The 20,533-nt window shown below is 65.7% G+C and carries 15 protein-coding genes; 10 read left to right on the top strand and 5 right to left on the bottom strand.

What is annotated here, in order from left to right; genetic code table 11:
• Positions 1–4: 4 nt before the first annotated feature.
• The 4 genes from manD (at position 5) to XarjCFBP7645_RS13060 (ending at position 7,345) form a co-directional block, all read left to right on the top strand.
• Positions 5–1,264 (top strand): D-mannonate dehydratase ManD, encoded by a 1,260-nt coding sequence (manD, locus tag XarjCFBP7645_RS13075; protein ID WP_047130538.1) that lies wholly within the window; start codon positions 5–7, stop codon positions 1,262–1,264.
• Complete coding sequence (locus XarjCFBP7645_RS13070; RefSeq protein ID WP_104537943.1) at positions 1,264–2,964, top strand: glycoside hydrolase family 43 protein; 1,701 nt, start codon at positions 1,264–1,266, stop codon at positions 2,962–2,964. Before manD ends, XarjCFBP7645_RS13070 begins: the two co-directional genes overlap by 1 nt.
• Positions 2,965–2,966: 2 nt before the next feature.
• Positions 2,967–5,654 carry a glycoside hydrolase family 3 protein gene (locus XarjCFBP7645_RS13065; RefSeq protein WP_104537788.1) on the top strand — a complete coding sequence of 896 codons (2,688 nt, stop codon included), beginning with the start codon at positions 2,967–2,969 and terminating at the stop codon, positions 5,652–5,654.
• 227 nt (positions 5,655–5,881) lie between these two features.
• Positions 5,882–7,345 (top strand): mannitol dehydrogenase family protein, encoded by a 1,464-nt coding sequence (locus XarjCFBP7645_RS13060; RefSeq protein ID WP_104537787.1) that lies wholly within the window; start codon positions 5,882–5,884, stop codon positions 7,343–7,345.
• A gap of 147 nt (positions 7,346–7,492) precedes the next feature.
• Here the strand turns inward: XarjCFBP7645_RS13060 and XarjCFBP7645_RS13055 are convergent, their stop codons facing one another.
• A complete protein-coding gene (locus XarjCFBP7645_RS13055; RefSeq protein ID WP_104537786.1) occupies positions 7,493–7,879 on the bottom strand; it encodes a bleomycin resistance protein in 387 nt (128 codons plus the stop codon).
• 433 nt (positions 7,880–8,312) lie between these two features.
• On the opposite strand from XarjCFBP7645_RS13055, the gene XarjCFBP7645_RS13050 reads away from it, so the two are divergent.
• From XarjCFBP7645_RS13050 to XarjCFBP7645_RS21950, 6 genes are all read left to right on the top strand, one after another.
• Positions 8,313–8,471, top strand: coding sequence for a DUF2256 domain-containing protein (locus XarjCFBP7645_RS13050; RefSeq protein WP_104537942.1), 159 nt, complete (start codon positions 8,313–8,315; stop codon positions 8,469–8,471).
• A 227-nt stretch (positions 8,472–8,698) separates the two neighbouring features.
• The gene (locus tag XarjCFBP7645_RS13045; RefSeq protein WP_104537785.1) at positions 8,699–9,703 is read left to right on the top strand and encodes a 2-hydroxyacid dehydrogenase; all 1,005 of its coding nucleotides are present in this window, start codon (positions 8,699–8,701) and stop codon (positions 9,701–9,703) included.
• Between the two features lie 38 nt (positions 9,704–9,741).
• Entirely contained in the window at positions 9,742–11,364 is a 1,623-nt protein-coding gene (locus XarjCFBP7645_RS13040) for an L-lactate permease (protein ID WP_104537784.1), read from the top strand.
• A 267-nt stretch (positions 11,365–11,631) separates the two neighbouring features.
• The gene (locus tag XarjCFBP7645_RS13035) at positions 11,632–12,666 is read left to right on the top strand and encodes a Kelch repeat-containing protein (protein WP_104537783.1); all 1,035 of its coding nucleotides are present in this window, start codon (positions 11,632–11,634) and stop codon (positions 12,664–12,666) included.
• Positions 12,667–12,762: 96 nt separating this feature from the next.
• A complete protein-coding gene (locus tag XarjCFBP7645_RS13030) occupies positions 12,763–13,506 on the top strand; it encodes a DUF3800 domain-containing protein (RefSeq protein ID WP_258079561.1) in 744 nt (247 codons plus the stop codon).
• Positions 13,493–13,681, top strand: coding sequence for a hypothetical protein (locus XarjCFBP7645_RS21950; RefSeq protein ID WP_258079556.1), 189 nt, complete (start codon positions 13,493–13,495; stop codon positions 13,679–13,681). Before XarjCFBP7645_RS13030 ends, XarjCFBP7645_RS21950 begins: the two co-directional genes overlap by 14 nt.
• Positions 13,682–13,888: 207 nt before the next feature.
• On the opposite strand, the gene XarjCFBP7645_RS13025 is transcribed toward XarjCFBP7645_RS21950, so the two are convergent.
• The 4 genes from XarjCFBP7645_RS13025 to uxaC form a co-directional block, all read right to left on the bottom strand.
• Positions 13,889–14,935, bottom strand: coding sequence for an SMP-30/gluconolactonase/LRE family protein (locus tag XarjCFBP7645_RS13025; protein WP_104537782.1), 1,047 nt, complete (start codon positions 14,933–14,935; stop codon positions 13,889–13,891).
• A 76-nt stretch (positions 14,936–15,011) separates the two neighbouring features.
• The gene (locus tag XarjCFBP7645_RS13020; protein WP_104537941.1) at positions 15,012–16,196 is read right to left on the bottom strand and encodes an endo-1,4-beta-xylanase; all 1,185 of its coding nucleotides are present in this window, start codon (positions 16,194–16,196) and stop codon (positions 15,012–15,014) included.
• Between the two features lie 50 nt (positions 16,197–16,246).
• Positions 16,247–18,946, bottom strand: a complete 2,700-nt coding sequence (gene galB, locus XarjCFBP7645_RS13015; protein ID WP_104537940.1) for a beta-galactosidase GalB — start codon at positions 18,944–18,946, stop codon at positions 16,247–16,249.
• Between the two features lie 164 nt (positions 18,947–19,110).
• Complete coding sequence (gene uxaC, locus XarjCFBP7645_RS13010) at positions 19,111–20,532, bottom strand: glucuronate isomerase (RefSeq protein WP_104537781.1); 1,422 nt, start codon at positions 20,530–20,532, stop codon at positions 19,111–19,113.
• Between the last annotated feature and the right edge of the window lies 1 nt (position 20,533).

The raw sequence follows: 20,533 nt of genomic DNA, 5'->3' as shown, positions 1-20,533 counted from the left end.
CACGATGTCACAGACTCCCGACTCCCCTGCTCCGCTGCAAGGCTCGGCCCGCGATCGCGAGATCGTCGAGGCGCGCGTCATCGTCACCTGCCCGGGCCGCAACTTCGTCACCTTGAAGATCCGTACCCGCTCGGGCATCACCGGGCTGGGCGATGCCACGCTCAATGGCCGCGAACTGGCGGTGGCGGCGTATTTGCAGGAACACCTGGTGCCGAACCTGATCGGCCGCGATGCCGGCCGTATCGAAGACATCTGGCAGTTCTTCTACCGCGGCGCGTACTGGCGGCGCGGCCCGGTGACTATGAGCGCGATCGCCGCGGTGGACGTGGCCTTGTGGGACATCCTGGGCAAGATGGCCGGCCTGCCGTTGTATCAGCTGCTCGGCGGGCGCTCGCGCGAGGGCGCGCTGGTGTACGGCCATGCCAATGGCCGCGATATCGCCGAAACCAGCGATGAGGTCGGCCGCTTCCGCGAGCTGGGCTTCATCGCCATCCGCGCGCAGTGCGGCGTGCCCGGCATCAAGAAGACCTACGGCATTTCCAGCGGCGGCAAACCGTATGAGCCGGCCGAGAGCGAACTACCGAGCGAAACGGTGTGGTCCACGCCACGTTATCTCGGCGTGGTGCCGAAGCTGTTTGCGCAATTGCGCAACGACCACGGCGACGAGATCGAACTGCTCCACGACGCGCACCACCGGCTCACTCCCATCGAGGCAGCGCGCCTGGGCCGCGACCTGGAACCGTACCGGTTGTTCTGGCTGGAAGACGCCACCCCTGCAGAAAACCAGCGCGCGTTCGAAGTGATCCGCCAGCACACGGTGACGCCATTGGCGGTGGGCGAGGTGTTCAATTCGCTGTGGGATTGCAAGCACCTGATCGAGCAGCAGCTGATCGACTACATCCGCACTACGATCGTCCACGCCGGCGGCATCACCCATGTGCGCCGGCTGGCCGATTTCGCCGCGCTGCATCAGGTGCGCACCGGCTTCCACGGCGCCACCGACCTGTCGCCGGTGTGCATGGGCGCGGCATTGCACTTCGACACCTGGGTACCCAACTTCGGCATCCAGGAATACATGTTCCATTCCGACGCGGCCAACGCGGTGTTCCCGCACGATTACGTGTTCCGCGATGGCCGCCTGCATTGCGGCGAAACGCCCGGGCATGGCGTGGACATCGACGAAGCGCTGGCCGCGAAGTATCCCTACGTGCCCAAGCAGTTGCCGGTTGCGCGCCTGGAAGACGGCGCGATGTGGGACTGGTGATGCGTCTGCTGCCGGCCGCGCTTGCGGCACTGCTGCTTGCGGTGGCCGCGCCTGCGCGCGCGCAAGCGCAGGCGCAGGCGCAGGCCGATGTCGCCTTCGACTGGTTCGAATATCGCGGCGACGATGCGGTGTTCGCCACGCCGTTGCCGCCCGGCCACTACCGCAACCCGGTGCTGGCCGGGTTCTACCCGGACCCCAGCGTGACGCGCGTGGGCGAGCGCTATTACCTGGTCAATTCCACGTTTGCGTATTTCCCGGCGATCCCGGTGTTCGAGAGTACCGACCTGGTGCACTGGACGCAGATCGGCAATGTGGTCGAGCGCCGCAAGCAGCTCGACTACGACGGGCTGGGCGTGTCGCGCGGCATGTTCGCTGCCAGCATCCGTCATCATGCCGGGCGTTTCTATGTCGTGGGGACCTCGGTCGACAGCGGCGGCAACTTCATTGCCAGCGCCAGCAATCCCGCAGGCCCATGGTCGGCACTGACGTGGTTGCCGGGCATCGACGGCATCGACCCGTCGTTGTTCTTCGATACGGACGGCAGCGCCTACCTGCTCAACAACGGCCCGCCGGAAGGTACGCCGTTGTACGAAGGCCACCGTGCGATCTGGATGCAGCGCTTCGACCTCGCCAGCAATCAACCGGTCGGCCCGCGCAAGGTGGTGCTCAACGGCGGGGTGGATCTGGCCAGCAAGCCGATCTGGATCGAAGGCCCGCATCTGTACCGACGCGACGGTTGGTATTACCTCTCGTGTGCCGAAGGCGGCACTGGGCCGCAGCATTCGCAGGTGGTGCTGCGCAGCCGCACTGTGTGGGGGCCGTTCGAGGCATCGCCGCACAATCCGATTTTGACCCAACGCGACCTGCCGGCCAATCGCGCACACCCGGTCAGCAATGCCGGGCATGTGGATCTGGTGGACACACCGGACGGGCACTGGTGGGCGGTGTTCCTGGCCAGCCGCCCGTATGCGGGCGAACGCTACAACACCGGGCGCGAGACCTTCCTGCTACCGGTGCACTGGCGCGATGGCTGGCCGTCGATCCTGCCGGCCGGTCAGCCGGTTCCGTATGTCGCACAGAGCCCGCGCGGCGCCAAGACATCGGCCGATCAAGCGCCGTTGTCGGGCAACTTCACTTGGCGCGACGACTTTGCCGGCACGTCGCTGCAGCGCGAGTGGCTATATCTGCGTGTGCCCAAACATGAGGTGGCCGATCTAAGCGCACGCACCGGTTGGTTGACCCTGCATGCCAGGGCGCAGGGGTTGGATAGCACAACCACACCCGCCTTCCTCGCACGGCGCCAGCAACACACGCGCTTCGCCGCGAGCACCGCGCTGGCGGTACCCACGCAGGCCGGCATCAGTGCCGGACTCGCCGTCTTGCAGAATTCCAATGCGTGGTATGCGCTGGGCGTACGACGCAACGGCGATGCGCTGGACGTCTTCCTCGACAAGCGCGAGGGCGCAAGAACCACCACGCTCGCACGCACCCGCGTCCCCACAACGGCGCAGCTGCGCCTGCAGATCAGCGGCGATGGCGGCGCGTACAGCTTCGCCTTCGATGCCGATGGGCGCGGCTGGCAGTCGCTACGCCGCAACGATGCTGCGGGCATGCTCAGCACCGCACAGGCCGGCGGCTTCGTCGGCAGCATGATCGGGCCGTTTGCCCAGCTGGAACCGCACCGCACCCAGGAGGACTGACCATGCATTCGCACCCCGCCCACCTTGCAACCGCCCGACGTCGCCCACGTGTGCGCGGGCTACTGCTGGCGATGGCGCTTGCCGCCACCGGCACGCAGGCCGCAACGCCGCCGCCGTATCTGGACACCCAACGCCCTTTCGACGCACGTGCGGCCGACCTGGTGTCGCGCATGACGCTGGAAGAAAAGGCCGCGCAGATGCAGAACGCCGCCCCGGCGATCCCGCGCCTGCAGGTGCCCGAATACGATTGGTGGAACGAAGCGCTGCACGGCGTGGCGCGTGCCGGCGGCGCCACCGTGTTTCCGCAGGCGATCGGCCTGGCTGCTACGTTCGACACCCCATTGATGGCCGAGGTGGCCACCGCCATCAGCGACGAAGCGCGCGCCAAGCACCACGCCTTTCTGGCGCGCGGCGAGCACAAGCGCTACCAGGGGCTCACCTTCTGGTCGCCCAACATCAACATCTTCCGCGATCCACGCTGGGGCCGCGGGCAGGAAACCTATGGCGAAGACCCGTTTCTGACCGCGCGCATGGGCGTGACCTTCGTGCAGGGCCTGCAGGCGCAGCAAGGGCCGTACCGCAAGCTCGATGCCACCGCCAAGCACTTCGCCGTGCACAGCGGCCCGGAGGCCGACCGTCACCACTTCGACGTGCATCCCAGCGAGCGCGATCTCCATGAAACCTATCTGCCTGCGTTCCAGGCCCTGGTGCAGGAAGGCAAGGTCGCCGCAGTGATGGGCGCCTACAACCGCGTCAATGGCGAGTCCGCCTCGGCCAGCACGCGGCTGGAAGGCATCCTGCGCCGCGACTGGGGCTTCGATGGCTACATCGTCAGCGACTGCGCCGCCATCCGCGATATCTGGCAGAACCACAAGATCGTGCCCACGCCCGAGGCCGCTGCCGCGCTCGGCGTCAAGCACGGCACCGACCTGGACTGCGGCGACACCTACGCCGCATTGCCGGCGGCGGTGCGCGCCGGCTTGATCGACGAGGCCAGCATCGACACCGCGCTCAAGCGCCTGATGACCACGCGCATGCGGCTGGGCATGTTCGACCCGCCGGCCAGGGTGCCCTGGGCGCAGATTCCTGCGACGGTGAATCAATCGCCAGAGCACGATGCACTGGCCCGCCGCACCGCGCGCGAATCGCTGGTGCTGCTAAAGAACGACGGCCTGCTGCCGCTCAAACCCACGCTCAAGCGCATCGCCGTGATCGGCCCCACCGCCGACGACCCGATGTCGCTGCTGGGCAATTACTACGGCACGCCAGCCGCGCCGGTCACCATCCTGCAAGGCATCCGCGACGCCGCACCGCAGGCACAGGTGGTCTACGCGCGCGGCAGCGATCTGGTGGAAGGGCGCGAAGACCCCAATGCCGCGGCACCGATCGACACCCGCTATCTGCGCCCGGCGCCAGATGCCAAGCAGAACGGCCTCACCGGTGAATACTTCCGTGGACGTGCGTTGGCCGGCCAGCCGGTGCTGACCCGTATCGACCCGCGCATCGCCTTCCGCTGGGACCGCAATGCGCCTACCGACGATGCCGTCGGCCGCGGTGAACTGCAGGCCGACCGTGCACTGGCCAAGGACGACTTCAGCGTGCGCTGGCATGGCCAGCTGCTGCCGCCGGTGTCGGGCACCTACGAGCTGCAGATCGCCGCCGACGATGGCGTGCGCCTGTTTCTGGACGGCAAGCTGCTCATCGATCAATGGGGCGAGGCCCCGCGCATGCGCGGCGGCAATGCCAGCGTTGCGCTGGAAGCCGGCAAGGCCTACGACCTGCGCGTGGAATACTTCGAGGCCACGCGCGATGCCGGCGTGCGTCTGGCCTGGCGCATGCCCGGCGCCAAACCGCCGCTGCAGGAAGCGGTGGACGCCGCACGCAACGCCGAGGTGGTGGTGTTCGTCGGCGGGCTCACCGGCGATGTCGAAGGCGAAGAGATGGACGTCAACTATCCTGGCTTTGCCGGCGGCGACCGCACCGACACCCGCCTGCCCAAACCGCAGCGCGAATTGCTGCAGGCACTGCAGGCCACCGGCACGCCGGTGGTTGCGGTGCTGACCACCGGCTCTGCGCTGGCGATCGACTGGGCGCAGCACCACGTGCCCGCGATCCTGTTGGCCTGGTATCCCGGCCAACGCGGCGGCAGCGCGGTCGGCGATGTGCTGTTCGGCCAGGCCAGTCCCGGCGGCCGCCTGCCGATCACCTTCTACAAGGAAGACGAGCGCCTGCCCGCCTTCGACGATTACGCCATGCGCGGCCGCACCTATCGCTACTTCGACGGCAAGCCGCTGTACCCGTTCGGCCACGGCCTGTCGTACACGCAATTCGCCTATTCGGATCTGCAGCTGGACCGCACCACGGTTGCAGCCGATGGCACGCTCACGGCAACGGTCACGCTGAAGAACACCGGCCAACGCGCAGGCGATGAAGTGGTGCAGCTGTATCTGCATCCGCTCAAGCCGCAACGCGAACGCGCCATCAAGGAACTGCGCGGCTTCCAGCGCATCACCCTGCAACCCGGCGAACAACGCCAGCTGCGCTTCACCCTCAAGGCGCAAGATGCCCTGCGCATCTACGACGACCAGCGCAAGGCCTACGCGGTGGACCCAGGCGACTACGAAATACAGATCGGCGCTTCCAGCGCAGACATCCGCAACAAGCAGCGCTTCACCGTCACCGACAAGTAGCAAATGCCGACACCCACGCCATGCGGACATGGGCAAAGAAGCCCCCAGCCGCGATTCCCCTAAAGCCCCTCTCCCGCCGGGGCGAAGAGGCACCGCTTGGGCGCCACTGGCGCGCGTGCCCTGGAGCGCCCGCGTCGCAAGACGTGGGCCGGGGCGCGGAGCGGGGGTTGGTGAGGGTACGGCCACAGGCGAACTTGCAGCACCCCCACGATTCCAAACAAAAACCCATGCCAATTCCAACGCTCTCCATCGCAACGCTCTCCCATCTGCCAACCACCGTCCTCCCTCCCAGCTACAACCCCAAACACACCACCATCGGCATCGTCCATCTGGGCGCTGGCGCCTTCCACCGCGCCCACCAGGCCGTCTACCTCGACGACCTGCTCGCGCAGGACCCCAGCTGGGCCATCTGCGCCGTGTCGCTACACAGCGCGGGCGTGCGCGACGCCCTGCGTCCGCAAGACGGCCTGTACACCCTCGCCTTGCTCGACGAGCACCCGCAGCTGCGCATCATCGGCGCCATCCGCGAGGTGCTGTGCGCCGCCGACGAACCCGCCGCCGTGCTCGCGCGCCTGGCCGATCCCGCCGTGCGCCTGGTCACCCTCACCGTCACCGAAAAAGGCTATTGCCTGGCCGGCGACACGCTCGACCTGGCCCATCCCGACATCGTGCACGACATCGCCAGCCCCGGCACACCGCGCAGCGCCATCGGCTATCTGGTCGCCGGCCTGCAACAGCGCAGGCAGCAAGGCAGCGCACCGTTCACCGTGCTCAGCTGCGACAACCTGCCCGACAACGGCAGCCTGCTGCGCAGCGCGGTATTGCGGCTCACCCAGCAACACGATCCAGCACTTGCTGCATGGATCGACCGCCAAGTCAACTTTCCGCGTTCGATGGTCGACAGCATCACCCCCGCCACCGACGACGCGCTGCGCGCAAATGTGCAAGCGCAAACCGGCTTGCACGACGCCTGGCCGATCCAGCGCGAGCGCTACAGCCAGTGGGTGATCGAAGATCGCTTCTGCAACGGCCGCCCCGCGCTCGAGCGCGCAGGCGTGATTCTCAGCGACGATATCGCCGGCTACGCACGCGCCAAACTGCGCCTGCTCAATGGCCCGCATTCCGCACTCGCCTATCTCGGCAGCCTGCTCGGTCTGGAGACGGTCGCCGACGCCATGCACCACCGGCAACTGGCCGCCTTTGTCGAAGCCCTGATGCGCGCGGACATCGCCCCCACCCTGCAGCCCATGCCGGGCTTCGACCCGCAGCACTACATCGATGCCATCCTGGCCCGCTTCCGCAACCCCGCCATCCGCCACCTGCTCGCTCAGATCGCCTGGGACGGCTCGCAGAAGATCCCGGTGCGCCTGCTCAGCGCGATCAGTGATGCATTGGATGCCGGGCGACGGATCGACCGGCTCTGCATTCCGGTAGCGGCGTGGTTGCAATTCGTGCGCAGGCAGGCGGCCAACGGGGTGGCCTTGGTCGATCCGCTGGGCGAAGTCCTCAGCGACATCGGCCGTTCGACCACCGGCGATGCCAGCCATGACATCGCGGCATTCCTCACCGTGGATGCAGTGTTCGCTTCGCTCTCTGGCGATGCGCGTTTTGTGGAGGCATTGCGCGGTGCCTACGCTGCGCTGGGCACTGCAACACCGGCGCAGATACAGCTGGCAATCGATGCAAGGTGATGCACGGCAAACGCATCGCCGGTTGCCATCGCATGCCGACAGGGTCCGATGCCTGCATCGTGCGATCTCTGGCAGCGTGTACATCGTGCCACCTGGTCGATGGCCTGTTCCGGCTGTGCAGGTATGCAGATGCAGGCGATTGGACGCCTAGTTACCGATTACCTGCCCAATCCTGATCAGATTGCCGTTTTCATCGACAAGCGCAAATTCCCGCATCCCCCACGGCTTGTCGCTGACAGCATCGAGCCTGGGGATGCCGTGCGCCGGTAGCTGCGCGGCACGCATGGCGGCGTAGACCGCATCGACATCGCCAACCCGGATGTAGCAGCCCGCATAGCAGGCAGCAGGGTCAAGATCCGGGTGCGCGAAGAAATGCAGCTCCACATCGCCACGCGTGAGGATCGCGTAGCCCGCATCGTGCGGGTGCGCGTCACCGACAAAGCCCAGCCGCCGATAGAAGGCGAGCGTACGTTCGATCGAGCGACCGGGGAGCAGTGGGATCGTACGGTCTGGCGTTTCAGCAGTGGAAGTCATCGCTTTCTCGTAGTGGGATAACGAAGCCGTCTTTGGGCGCAACGATACGCCAGATACGAAAGATCGGTTGGGAACCGTGCCGTGCTGTCTTGACTCGCCGCATTGGCGAATAGCAAGATCCCTGTGCTGCGGCACATTCCACAGCCGAATTTGACAGTCCGAAACCACAAGTCGCACCAGCGCCCCTTGCACGATGTCGGCGCTTCTTTTTCCCGACTTATCGCATGGGCAGGCGCGCTCGCTTTACCGCTGGCGGTGCGCGAAGACCGCAAGGTCTGCCGACTCCTTGTAACCTGTCTGCTAACTGCGCATCGTCCGCCACCCTTGTTCAGCAGCTTCTTGCCTGCAATGGCATCTGCATCGCGTCGCTCGCCATGACATGCTTGGCCCTATCCACGACCCCCGCCCAGGTTCGGTTAGGTTCAAGCTCCGCATGGCCATGCGCAAGAAACACGAGTTGCCGGAAAAACCCTGCATGCAATGCGGGCGGCCGTTTCGTTGGCGCAAGAAGTGGGAGCGCGTGTGGGACGAGGTGAAGTACTGCTCCGACCGTTGCCGTGGCGAAAGCAAGCGGACGCGTGTGGCTCCGTGATCGGCGCGCTGTATTGATCGCCGGTTAACACATCGGAACTCCACCGCCAAACCCTTGCACACAGGCGCACTCGCGTTGTGTCGGTGCGCGACGTACAGCAGCGGACCTCGGTACCGGTGTGATTTCCCGATGGCCACTGCTGGTCGCAGTCGCGACGTTTGGCCAAGCGCGGTGGAAGACGCGGGGTTGGTAGGCTACCTTGTTCGTGCACCTATGGAGTTCTCTGCATGAAACTGGCTGTCTTCAGCACCCGCCCTTACGACAAGCGCTTTCTCGACGAAGCGAAACTACGCCTGGGCGTGGAATACGCAGTCGAGTTCGTCTACTTCGAGGCATCGCTCAACCTGCAGACGGCAACGTTGGCGCAGGGGTGCGAAGTGGTCTGCGTCTTCGTCAACGACCAGCTCGACGCGCCCGTGCTGCAGGCACTGCACGCGGCCGGCGTGCGCGCAGTGCTGCTGCGCTGCGCCGGTTTCAACAATGTGGATCTTGCTGCGGCTGCGGCACTCGGGCTGTTCGTGGCACGCGTGCCGGCCTACTCGCCCGAGGCGGTGGCCGAGCACACCCTGGCGCTGGTCATGACGCTCAACCGGCAGACGCACCGCGCCTACAACCGCGTACGCGAGGGCAACTTCATGCTCGATGGCCTGCTCGGCCGCACCTTGCGCGGCAAGACGGTGGGCCTGATCGGGCTGGGCAAGATCGGGCTGGCGACTGCACGTATTTTTCAGGGAATGGGCTGCAGCGTGCTGGGCTTTGACCCCTATCCCACGCCGGGGTTCGAGACGCTCGGGCAGCGGGTCGAGCTGGAGACGCTATTGGCTCGCTCGGACATCGTCTCGCTGCACTGCCCGCTGACACCGGCGACCCAGTACCTGATCAATGACGCGTCGCTGGCGTCGATGAAGCCGGGTGCGATGCTGGTCAACACCTCACGCGGTGGGCTGGTGGATACCGATGCGGTGATCCGCGCGCTCAAGTCCCGCCAGCTGGGCCATCTTGCCATCGATGTCTACGAGCAGGAAAACGCATTGTTCTTTCAGGACCGCTCGGGCGAGATCATCGACGACGAGGTGTTTCAGCGCCTGATGACCTTCCCCAATGTGCTGGTGACCGGGCACCAGGGATTCTTCACTGCCGAGGCGCTGCAGGAGATCTCCGAGATCACCTTGCGCAACCTCGCCGACTTCGCTGCCGGTTCCCCGTGCGCGAATCGTGTGCCGACAGCTTAGCGTCACCTTTTCCGTTCACCACTCGCGCAGGTTCGACCATGTGGCAACAACTCTACGACCCGCTCGGTAACGCCAACCTGTCGGCCTTGCTGGCCGCCTTGCCGGTGCTGTTGTTTTTGCTGGCACTGACGGTGCTGCGGCTCAAGGGGCTGACCGCCGCGTCGCTGGCCGTACTGGTCTCGGTGGCGGTGTCGTCGTTGGTGTTCGGCATGCCGATGGCCAGCATCGTGGGCGCCGCGCTGTTGGGCATCGCCAACGGTATCTTCCCGATCGGTTTTATCGTGCTGATGGCGGTGTGGCTGTACAAGCTGGCCATCCGCAGCGGCAAGTTCGAGGTGATCCGCGGCAGCATTGCCACGGTGTCCGAAGACCAGCGCATCCAGGTGCTGCTGATCGCGTTCTGCTTCGGCGGCTTCCTGGAAGGCGCAGCGGGGTTCGGCGTGCCGATCGCCATCTGTGCGGCGCTGCTGGTGGAGCTGGGCTTCCGTCCGCTCAAGGCGGCGATGCTGTGCCTGCTCGCCAACGGCGCGGCGGGCGCCTACGGGGCGATCGGCATCCCGGTGCTGGTCGGTGCACAGCAAGGTGGCGTGCGCCTGGACGAGATGTCGCTGATGCTGATGGTGCTGGTGCAGGTCTGCGCACTGTTGGTACCGGCGGGGCTGGTGGCGATGCTCGATGGTTGGCGTGGCGTGCGCGAGACCTGGCCGGTGCTGCTGTTTGTCGGCGTGGTGTTCAGTGGCGTGCAGACGTTGACGCTGTCTCTGCTGGGGCCGGAACTGGTGGACATTCTCGGACCCTTGGCCGGCATGGGCGGGCTGGCACTGTTCATGCGGTTCTGGCGCCCCAAGCGCATCTACCGCGAGGCGCAGGCCCCGCCGTGCTCCGCCCAGCGCTGGACGCTCACGCAGGTGCTGCTGGCATGGTCGCCGTTCTACATGTTGACCGGCGCGATCCTGGTATGGAGCCTGCCTGCGTTCAAGGCGCTGTTTGCCGCAGACGGCGCGCTTGCCGACACGGTGCTGCGTCTGCCCATCGGCCTGCTCGATCAACGCGTGCAGGAAGTGCCGCCATTGGTCGCCAGCGTGCGTACGCTGCCTGCGGTGTGGAACGTCGGTTGGCTCAACGCCTCCGGCACGGCGATCCTGATCGCAGCGGTGCTCACGGTGCTACTGTCGCCGCGCCTGAACCTGCGCTCGGCAACGGGCGAACTGGTCCAGTCGGCGAAGGAGATGTGGAAGCCGCTGGCCACCGTGTCGCTGGTGATGGCGGTGGCCTATGTCACCAATTACTCCGGCGCGTCCTCGTCCATCGGGCTGGCGCTGGCCCAGGCAGGAGGCGTGTTTCCGTTGCTGTCGCCGGTCATCGGCTGGATGGGGGTGTTCATCACCGGCTCGGTGGTCAACAGCAATACGCTGTTTGCGCACCTCCAGGCAGTGACGGCGGCACAGATCGGCGTGCCTGCCGCGTTGCTGGTGGCCGCCAACACCGCCGGTGGCGTGATGGCGAAACTGGTCTCGCCGCAATCGATCGCCATTGCGGCGGCCGCGGTCAAACTGGTGGGGCAGGAGTCGGCGATCATGCGGACCACCCTGGCCGCAAGCCTTGGATTGCTGGCGTATGTCTGCCTTTGCACGTGGCTGCTGTCGATGGTGTTGCAATGACTCTTCGATGATGCGCGCCGCCCTGTGTTGCGCGTTGCGGCTTCACCGGCACGCTCTTGTGCGGATCGACGCGTGCGTTGCTTGAATCAGGTGCTGCGTTCCTTGTGCTGATGCCATAACCGGGCAACCAAACGAGTGCATCGGCTCAGTTCGCTACGGCGTGCGCGCTTTTTTTTGTGCCTGAAAGAATCCGGCATTTTCCTTGCAAACCGTATTGCGGCGATGTCGCTACACTCGGCATTCCCTGCGCTCAGGTAGCAGCCGTCCATGACCCTGTCAGCAAACGCGTTACGTGTGGCTTTTGTATTGGCCATGTCTGCATGCTCACCCGCGTTTGCCGAGACGGCGGTGCAGGCACCTGCATCGCTACAAGCTCGGCACGCATTGCAATGGAAAACCATTACCGGCGAAGGCAGGCCGCATGCACGGCACGAGAACAGCCTGGTGTCGGTCGGCGATCGTCTCTATCTGATCGGAGGGCGCGATGACCGGCCGCTGGACATCTTCGACACCACAACACGGCGCTGGTCCAAGGGCAGCACGCCGCCGCTGGCGGTCAGCCACGCACAGGCAGTGGTGTCGTCGGGGAAGATCTACTTCGTCGGCGGCCTGACCGGCGACTACCCGGAAGAAGCGGCGCTTACCCACCTGTTGATCTACGACCCCACCACCGACCGCTGGCAAGTGGGTGCGGAGATTCCCGAGGGCCGTCGCCGCGGCGCGGCAGGCGCGGTGGCGCACGCCGGCGTGCTGTACCTGGTGGGCGGCAACACGCGCGGCCACATGAGCGGTTATGTGCCGTGGCTGGATGCGTTCGACACCAGGACGCAGCAATGGACGCAGCTGGCCGACGCACCGCGTGCGCGCGATCATTTCCATGCGGTGGTGCTCGACGGCAAGCTGTATGCGGCCGGTGGCCGCAGGTCATCGCACGAGAGCGGCAACACCTTGGCGCAGACGATTTCCGAAGTCGATGTGTATGACATCCAGCGCGGCACCTGGAGCGTTGCCCCGGCCGCACTGCCGACGCCGCGCGCCGGTGCCGCGGCCATTGCGCGCCATGGCCAGGTGCTGGTCATGGGCGGCGAGAGCACGCGCCAGGTCAAGGCGCACGATGACGTCGAAGCCTACGACCCGGCCACCTCCACCTGGCAGACGCTGGCTGCGTTGCCGCAAGGACGCCACGGCACCCAGGCCGCAACGGTCGGCGGCGATCTATACATCGTGGCGGGCAGCGGCAACCGTGGCGGCGGGCCGGAGCTGGATGATGTGTTGGTACTGCACGGAGGCAGCACGCGGTAGGCCATGCTGACGCCCGCGTACGGCATGCTGCGAGAGACATGCTTGAAGATTGTGCCTGTGCAGATGCGGATCTAATCTGCTGCATCGTTGTTCAATGTGCAGCGCCAGGGAGTGGTCATGCCAAAACGTGGATCAGATAACCCGCCATTAACGATGCCTGGCGTTGCCGGGCAATTTTCGCTGCCATTGGTACAGGCGGGAGGCGAGCCGGCGACACCGCCACTGCTGGCAGCTGCCGACTCGCGTTACAGCAATTACATCGTCTATGTCGATGAAAGCGGCGACCACGGCCTGGAGTCTGTAGATCCCAACTATCCGGTGTTTGTGCTGGCATTGCGTGTCTTCCACAAAGGCCACTACGCGCAACACGTGGTTCCCGCCATTGAGTCATTCAAGTTCAGGCATTTCGGGCATGACGTGGTGATTCTTCACGAGCATGACATCCGCAAGGAAAAGGGACATTTCCGCTTCAGTGATCGGTTGGAAAAGACGATTTTTCTGGACGAGCTGACGGGAATCATCGAGCTGCATAACTTCATCCTGATCAGCTGTGTCATCGACAAGACACGGCTGAAGGAAAAAGCCCAGACCGCAGACAACCCCTACCACCTGGCGCTTGCATTCTGCCTGGAAACACTTTTCGAACTGATGCAAGAAAAGAAGCAGGACGATGTTGCAACGCACGTGGTGGTTGAATGCCGTGGCAAGAAGGAAGACCGCGATCTGGAGCTGGAATTCAGGCGGGATCTGCGACGACGCAAACCGCTGGGGCCGGCAACTTCCCTTTACCATCGTCTTTGCGGACAAAAAGGCCAACTCATCTGGCTTGCAACTGGCTGACCTCGTTGCGCGGCCCATCGGGCTATCGGTACTCCGCCCGGATCATCCCAATCGCGCATTCGACGTGCTGCAGCGAAAATTCTTCTGCAAGCAAGGCCGGCGTCAATTGGGTGTCGACTATGAAGGCTGGGGCCTGAAAATTTTCCCGCTGCCAGAAAGCGAAAAGCCCCGGTGATCTCACCGAGGCTATGACGCCGACCGGGAACCCCCAGTCCACTTAGGGTGCGAGTCTAGAGTTCTGGACCCAAGAATTCAAGGTTGCCTGCTACGAAACCTGGTCAGTCAGCACATCGCACCCATCAGCTGTTGTGACTGCTGAAAGCAGAACGATTTGCAACACAGGGCGATGGGTAAAGCTCCATCGCGGCCAGGGCCGCTCCTACTAAAGCGGCGATTGCGCGAACTCCAAGCCAAGCGCCTTGACCCGCACCCGCGCCAGCATCGCGTGGGAGGTCATGTACAGCGTATGGCCGTCGTTGCCGAAGGCGCAGTTGGAGATGGGCTCGCCGGTTTCGATGCGGCCCAGCCTGCGGCCGTCGGGGGCGAACACGATGACGCCGCCGGGGCCGGTGGCGAACAGGTGGCCGTCGGCGGAGACCGCCATGCCGTCGGGCAGGCCGGGCGCGTCCTTGGCCACCAGATCGGAGGCGTCGGCGAACACGCGCTTGCCGGTCACCGCACCGGCTGCGTCGAGCGTGTAGGCCATCCAGATCGGGCGGTCCGGATCGGAATTGGCCACGTACAGGGTGCGCGCATCCGGCGACAGTGCGATGCCATTGGGAAGGCTGAGGCTGTCGTCCAGCAGGTGCACGCTGCCGTCGGTGTCCAGCCGGTAGACGCCGTTGTAGCGCAGCTGCTTGACCGGCGAATCGTTCATGCCCTTCAGGCCGTACGGCGGATCGGTGAAGAACACCACACCATCGCTGCGGCGGACCAGATCGTTGGGGCTGTTGAAGCGACGGCCGTCGAACTGCGTCGCCAGCGGCGTCTTCTTGCGCGTGGCCGGGTCGAGCCTGGCGACGATGCGCGTGCCGGAATCGGCCAGCAACACGGTACCGCCCGGCTCGGCATACAGCCCGTTGGCACCGGCTTCGCGCAGCGTGGCCTGGTCCGGGCCGCTGTAGCCGGATGGCGACAGCAGCACCGACAGGCCTGCGTCTTCGGACCAGCGATAGAGCGTGTTTTCCGGCACATCGGTGAACAGCAGATAGCCACCGTTGCGGACCCAGGCCGGGCCTTCTGACCAGGTGAAGCCTTCGCTGAGCTTCTCGATGCGCGCATCGCCGGCAACCACGTCGCTGAAGCTGCGATCGAAGCTCTGCAGATGCCCGATCGCGGCAAAGCGCGGTGGCGGCACCTCCTTCCTGGTGCAGGCGGCGAGGATTGCCAGTAGCGGAACAGCCAACAGCAGATAGGGCGGCAAGCGCATCGGTCAGTCCAGTAACGAAGTCGGGCCATGATGCCAGCATGCGTGTGCAGGCCTGCTGCGCACGCCGGCGGCCGTGCTAGCGCTCGCTCGCGTGCGCGGGTACCGCCAACACCGCATCCAGCGCCGGTTTGGGCTGGTAATTGCGATCGAACAACAGCGGATAGTTGGTACGGCCCGGCACGGGGTAATCGTTCTTCCATGACATGCCGTCGCTGACACCCCACACGCTGACGCGTGCAAGCTTGTCGCGCTTGCGCCAGAACAGCGCAAACAACGCGGCGTAGCGATCGCGCAGCTGCGCCTGCACCTGCGGTGGCAAGCCCTGGCGATACGGGTCGAGAAAGCGCTTGAATTCCGGCAGCTGGAACTGCTTGTGTGCGAGCCCCGTCCCGATGACCTGGCCTTCCCTGGTCAGCGGCAACACGTCGATGTCCAGCTCGGTGATCATGACCTTGATGCCGAGCGCGGCGTAGGCATCGATGGCGTCTTCGATATCGCGCAGGCTGGGATAGTTGAGCCCCCAGTGTCCCTGCATGCCGACGCCATCGATGCGGATGCCGGATTGCTGCAGCATCCTGACCATGCGCACGATGCCATCGCGCTTGCTCGGCCGCCATGCGTTGAAATCGTTGTAATAGAGCTCCGCATTCGGCGCATACCGTTGAGCAAAGGCGAAGGCGTTGCGCACCACGGTGTCGCCATCGCCCACGCGCTGCACCCAGTTGGTGGGGCGGTAACTGCCGTCTTCGTCGATGATCTCGTTGACCACGTCCCAGGCCTGCACCTTGCCGGCATAACGACCCGCCACCAACGCAATATGCTGGCGCATGCGCTCCAGTTGCTGTGCCGGCGTATTGGGCCGGCCATCAGCGGTGGTGAAGAACCAGTCCGGCGTCTGGTTGTGCCAGACCAGGGTATGGCCGACCACGAACATGGCGTGATCGCGTCCATAGGCGACGAAGGCGTCGGCCGCGCTGAAGTCGGACACGCCCGGGCGCGGGGCGACCACTTCGGCCTTCATCACGTTCTCGGCAGTGACGGCATTGAAGTGGCAGGCGACCAGTGCGGCAGAGGCGGCGTCCTTGCCGGAGACGATGTCGGCATTGACGGCGGTGCCGATCAGAAAGCCATCGGCGTAGGCGTGCCTGAGCGAGGTGCTGCGGGTGTCGCAGTCAGCCAAGGCCGGCACTGCCATGACAGCGCCGATCAGGGCCAGAACAAAACGCAAGCGCGCTGCTGGGCGATTGTGGGTGTGCTGCATCGCCGGATTCCTGTGCAGGTCCCGCAGGTATAGCGTGATCGGGAATTCCATCACTCCACCACCACCTGCGCACTGGCCGCTTGCAAGCTGTCGGAGTCCACATGCAGCGTGATGGTGCCACGCGCGCCGGGCTTGGCACGCACGATCGCCAGGCACAACCCATTGAACGCATTGCGCTGCGGCGCGGCGAAGGATTCCAGGTTGGTGGGATCGCCGTTGTCGGTGGCGACCAGCTCGCCCGGGCCGTCGATGCGGAAACGCAGGCGGTCGCCGGCGGTCGGCGCAGGGCGTCCTGCGCGATCGAGCAAACGCACGGTGACGAAACTTAGATCCTGCCCGTCGCCACGGATGCTGCTGCGGTCCGGCGTGACCTGCATGCGCGCGGCGCTGCCGGCGGTTTGCACGCGGTCGTCGGCCCAGGGTTTACCTTCCTTGTACGCCTGCACGCGCAGCTCGCCGGGCTGGTAGACCACCGCGTCCCAGCGCAGCCGGTACTGCAGCGGACCCTTGCGCTTGCGCCCCTGCGAGACGCCATTGACGAACAGCTCGGCCTCGTCGCCGGAGGTGAACACATGCACCGGCGTGACCTGCCCCTCGCGGCCGGGCCAGGTCCAGTGCGGCAGCAGATGCGCCATCGGCAGGTCGGGGCGCCAACGCGATTGATAGAGCCAGTAGCGATCCTTGGGAAAACCGGCCAGATCGAAGATGCCGGAGTACGAACTGCGCGAGCTGTAGTACGGCGTGGGCTCGCCCAGATAATCGAAGCCGGTCCAGACGAATTCGCCGGCGACATACCGATGCTGGTCCTGTGCCGCGAACACCTTGTCGGCGCTGGCGCCGAAGTCCACCGCATGCAGTTCGTAGGCGCTGACCTGGTGCGCGACCGAATCGCCGCCGCGTCCATCGCGCACCGGCGCGCTGGTGTCCGGCGTCACCGGAAACAGATACACACCGCGGCTGCTCAACGCCGAGGCGGTCTCGCTGCTGAGAATGGGCTTGTGCGGGAACCTGCCATGGAACGCGGGATACTGCGGTTGTTTGCGGATGCGCTCGGTGCCTGCGAATTCCGGCGTGTCGCGGATGCCTTCGCCCTGGTAATTGAGGCTGATGACATCCAGCGCAGCGGGCAACGGCATCTCGGGCGAGGCGTAGTTCATCGCCAACGTGGCAGGGCGCGTGGGGTCTTCCTCGTGCACGATGGCGTGCAGTGTGCGTTCGATCGCCGCACCCTGCTCACCGGTGTACTGCTCACCGACTTCGTTACCGACGCTCCACAGCATCACCGAGGGATGATTGCGGTCGCGCCGCAGCATCGCGCGCAGGTCCGGTTCGTGCCATTGCGGGAACACCAGGTGGAAATCCAGCGGGGTCTTCTTCATTTCCCAACTGTCGAACACCTCGTCCACCACCAGCAGGCCCATGCGGTCGGTCAGCTCCAGCAGCTCCGGCGCGGGCGGGTTATGGCTCATGCGGACGGCATTGGCGCCCATCTGCTGCAGCAACTGCAGTTGCCGCTCGGCGGCGCGCAGGTTGAACGCCGCACCCAGCGCACCGAGATCGTGATGATTGTTCACGCCACGAATCGGCACGTGTTCGCCGTTGACCAGCAGGCCCTGGTCGGCATCGAACACGATGCTGCGGATGCCGAACGGTGTTTCGTAGCGATCCACCACGTGCCCGTCCTGACTGACCTCGGTCACCGCGATATAGCGGTGCGGGCGCTGGGTCGGCGGCGGGCCCCACAGACGCGGGCGGTCGATCTGCGTGCTGCCCTGCACGCGTGCGCTGCCACCGGCAGGAACCGCAACCTGCATGGCCGCGACGCGCGCGACCGGCTCGCCGCTGCGCGTGCCGCGTGCATCGTCCAGCACATAGATCGCGGTGCTGACCTGCGCCTGCACCGCGCTGCGCGCGGCATTGTCCAGCGTGACGGCCAGCTGCACCTGCGCGGTGTCGGCCGACACCTGCGGCGTGGTGAGCTGCGTGCCCCAGTGCGCCACATGCAGCGGCGCAGCTTTGGTCAGCCACACATTGCGATACAGCCCGCCGCCCGGATACCAACGCGCCGAGTCGGGCGGGTTGTCCAGGCGGATCGCCAGCTGGTTGCGCGCACCAAACACCACGTAGGGGCTCAGGTCCACGCGCCAGGAGCTGTAGCCGTACGGCCAGCCGCCGACCAGCTTGCCGTTGAGCCAGACCGTGGCATAGGCCATCGCGCCATCGAGATCCAGAAACAGCGCGCGCCCGCGATCGCTGGCGGGGATGTCCAGGTTCTTGCGATACCAACCCACGCCCCAGCTTGGCAGGCGCCCCATGCCACCGTAGGGACCATCGGCAAGGAACGGCCCGGCGATGGCCCAATCGTGCGGTAGATCCACGCGCTCCCAACTGCTGTCGTCGAACTGCGGCTGCACGAAGGCGACGCTGCTGCCAGGGTGGCCGGGCGGGCGGACATGGCGCTTTGCCGGGTCTGCAATCAACGCATTGGCCGTAGGCAGGATCCACGGCTTGAGCACGCGTGTTGCGGCGGCATCGAGGCGCTGCGCCTGCTCGGGCTGCGCGTCGGCCACCTTGCCGTCTTCGCTGCGTAGCACGTGCGGGCGGATGTCATAGTCCAGGATTTGCCGATTGCCTGGAGGATCGCCGCGATGGAAGCGCCATTGCGCGTTGAGCGAGACACGCTCGCGTGGCGGCGGGGTCGAGGCCGGTGGCGCTGCCAGCGCGGACACTACCACGCAGATGCAAAGCATCGCGACACGTGCAAGGCGTGCGCAGTCCCTGCGCGCGCGCATCACCCTCGCCTGCATGCCCGTGTGCGTCATATCGCGCCTCGCTTCGACCATGCGCGTATGCGTGGCCCATCCCGCCCCACGTGCAGGCGTGCAGGCATCGCTGCGTGCTGCCTCGCTCAGCCTCACAGCTTGTAGGCTTGCTTGGGCAAGCGATACGCCAGATCGATCGCAACCTCGACCGCCTCGTCCTCATCCAGCCGATGCTCGGCGACCAGCTTGGCGAGAAACGCGCTGTCCACGCGCCGCGCCACATCGTGTCGTGCCGGAATCGACAGGAAGGCGCGGGTATCGTCGTTGAAACCCACGGTGTTGTAGAAACCGGCGCTGGCCAGGGTCTGCTCGCGGAAGCGCCACATGCCCTCCGGCGCGTCATGGAACCACCATGCCGGCCCCAGCAGCAGCGACGGGTAATGCCCGGCCAGTGGCGCCAGCTCGCGGCTGTAGCTGGTTTCGTCCAGGGTGAACACGATCAGGCGCAGGCGCGGGTCGTTGCCGAACCGGTCCAGCAAGGGCTTGAGCGCGTGCACGTAGTCGGTGCGCATCGGAATATCGGCGCCCTTGTCGCGTCCGAAGGTCTGGAATAGCTGCCGGTTGTGGTTGCGAAAGCAGCCCGGGTGCAGCTGCATCACCAGGCCATCGTCCAGGCTCATCGCCGCCATCTCGGTCAGCACCTGCGCGCGGAACAGCTCCGCCTGTGCCGGCGTGGCGGCACCGCGCACCACGGTATCGAACAGGCGTTGCGCCTCGGCCGGCGACAGATCGGCGGTGGCCGCGCTGGGGTGGCCGTGGTCGGTCGAGGTGGTGCCATGCGCGGCAAAGAACGTGCGGCGCTGCCGGTGCGCACGCAGATAGCCTGGCCAGCTCAGCACATCCTCGCCGGTGAGCGCGCCGAACTGCTGCAGCGCGCCGGCAAACTGCTCGTGCTCCGGGTCGACCACCGGGTCCGGGCGGTATGCGGTGAGCACGCGCCCCTTCCAGCCGCTGTCGGCAATGGCCGCGTGGTGCTGCAGCGTGTCCAGCGGCGACTCGGTGGTGGCAATCACCTCGATGTTGAAGCGCGCGAACAGGGCACGCGGGCGGAATGCCGGCGTCTGCAGCGCAGCGGTGATGTGGTCGTAGTACTGATCGGCAGTGCCGGCATCCAGCCGGATGCGCAGATCGAACACCTCATGGAAGACATGATTCAACCACAACGCAGAGGGCGTGCCCCGCAGCAGGTGGTAGTGCGCGGCGAACACGCGCCATGCCGCACGCGGGTCCACCGCCGCGCGCGATCCATCCGCACGCGCAATTCCCAAGGCATCCAGTGCGATGCCCTGGCTGTAGAGCATGCGGAACACGTAGTGATCCGGCACCAGCAACAACGCGGTGGCATTGGCGAACGGCGCGTCGGTAGCGAACCACGCCGGATCGGTATGGCCGTGCGGGCTGATGATCGGCAGTGCGGCGATCTGCGCGTACAGGCGGCGCGCGATCGCACGCGTGCCGGGGTCGGCGGGCAACAGGCGGTCGGCGTGCAGGGTCAGCGGAATGGAGGTAGGCATC

This window comes from Xanthomonas arboricola, from assembly GCF_002940665.1.
Classification (GTDB): domain Bacteria; phylum Pseudomonadota; class Gammaproteobacteria; order Xanthomonadales; family Xanthomonadaceae; genus Xanthomonas; species Xanthomonas arboricola_B.
This window is presented reverse-complemented; position numbering and strand designations above follow the sequence as displayed.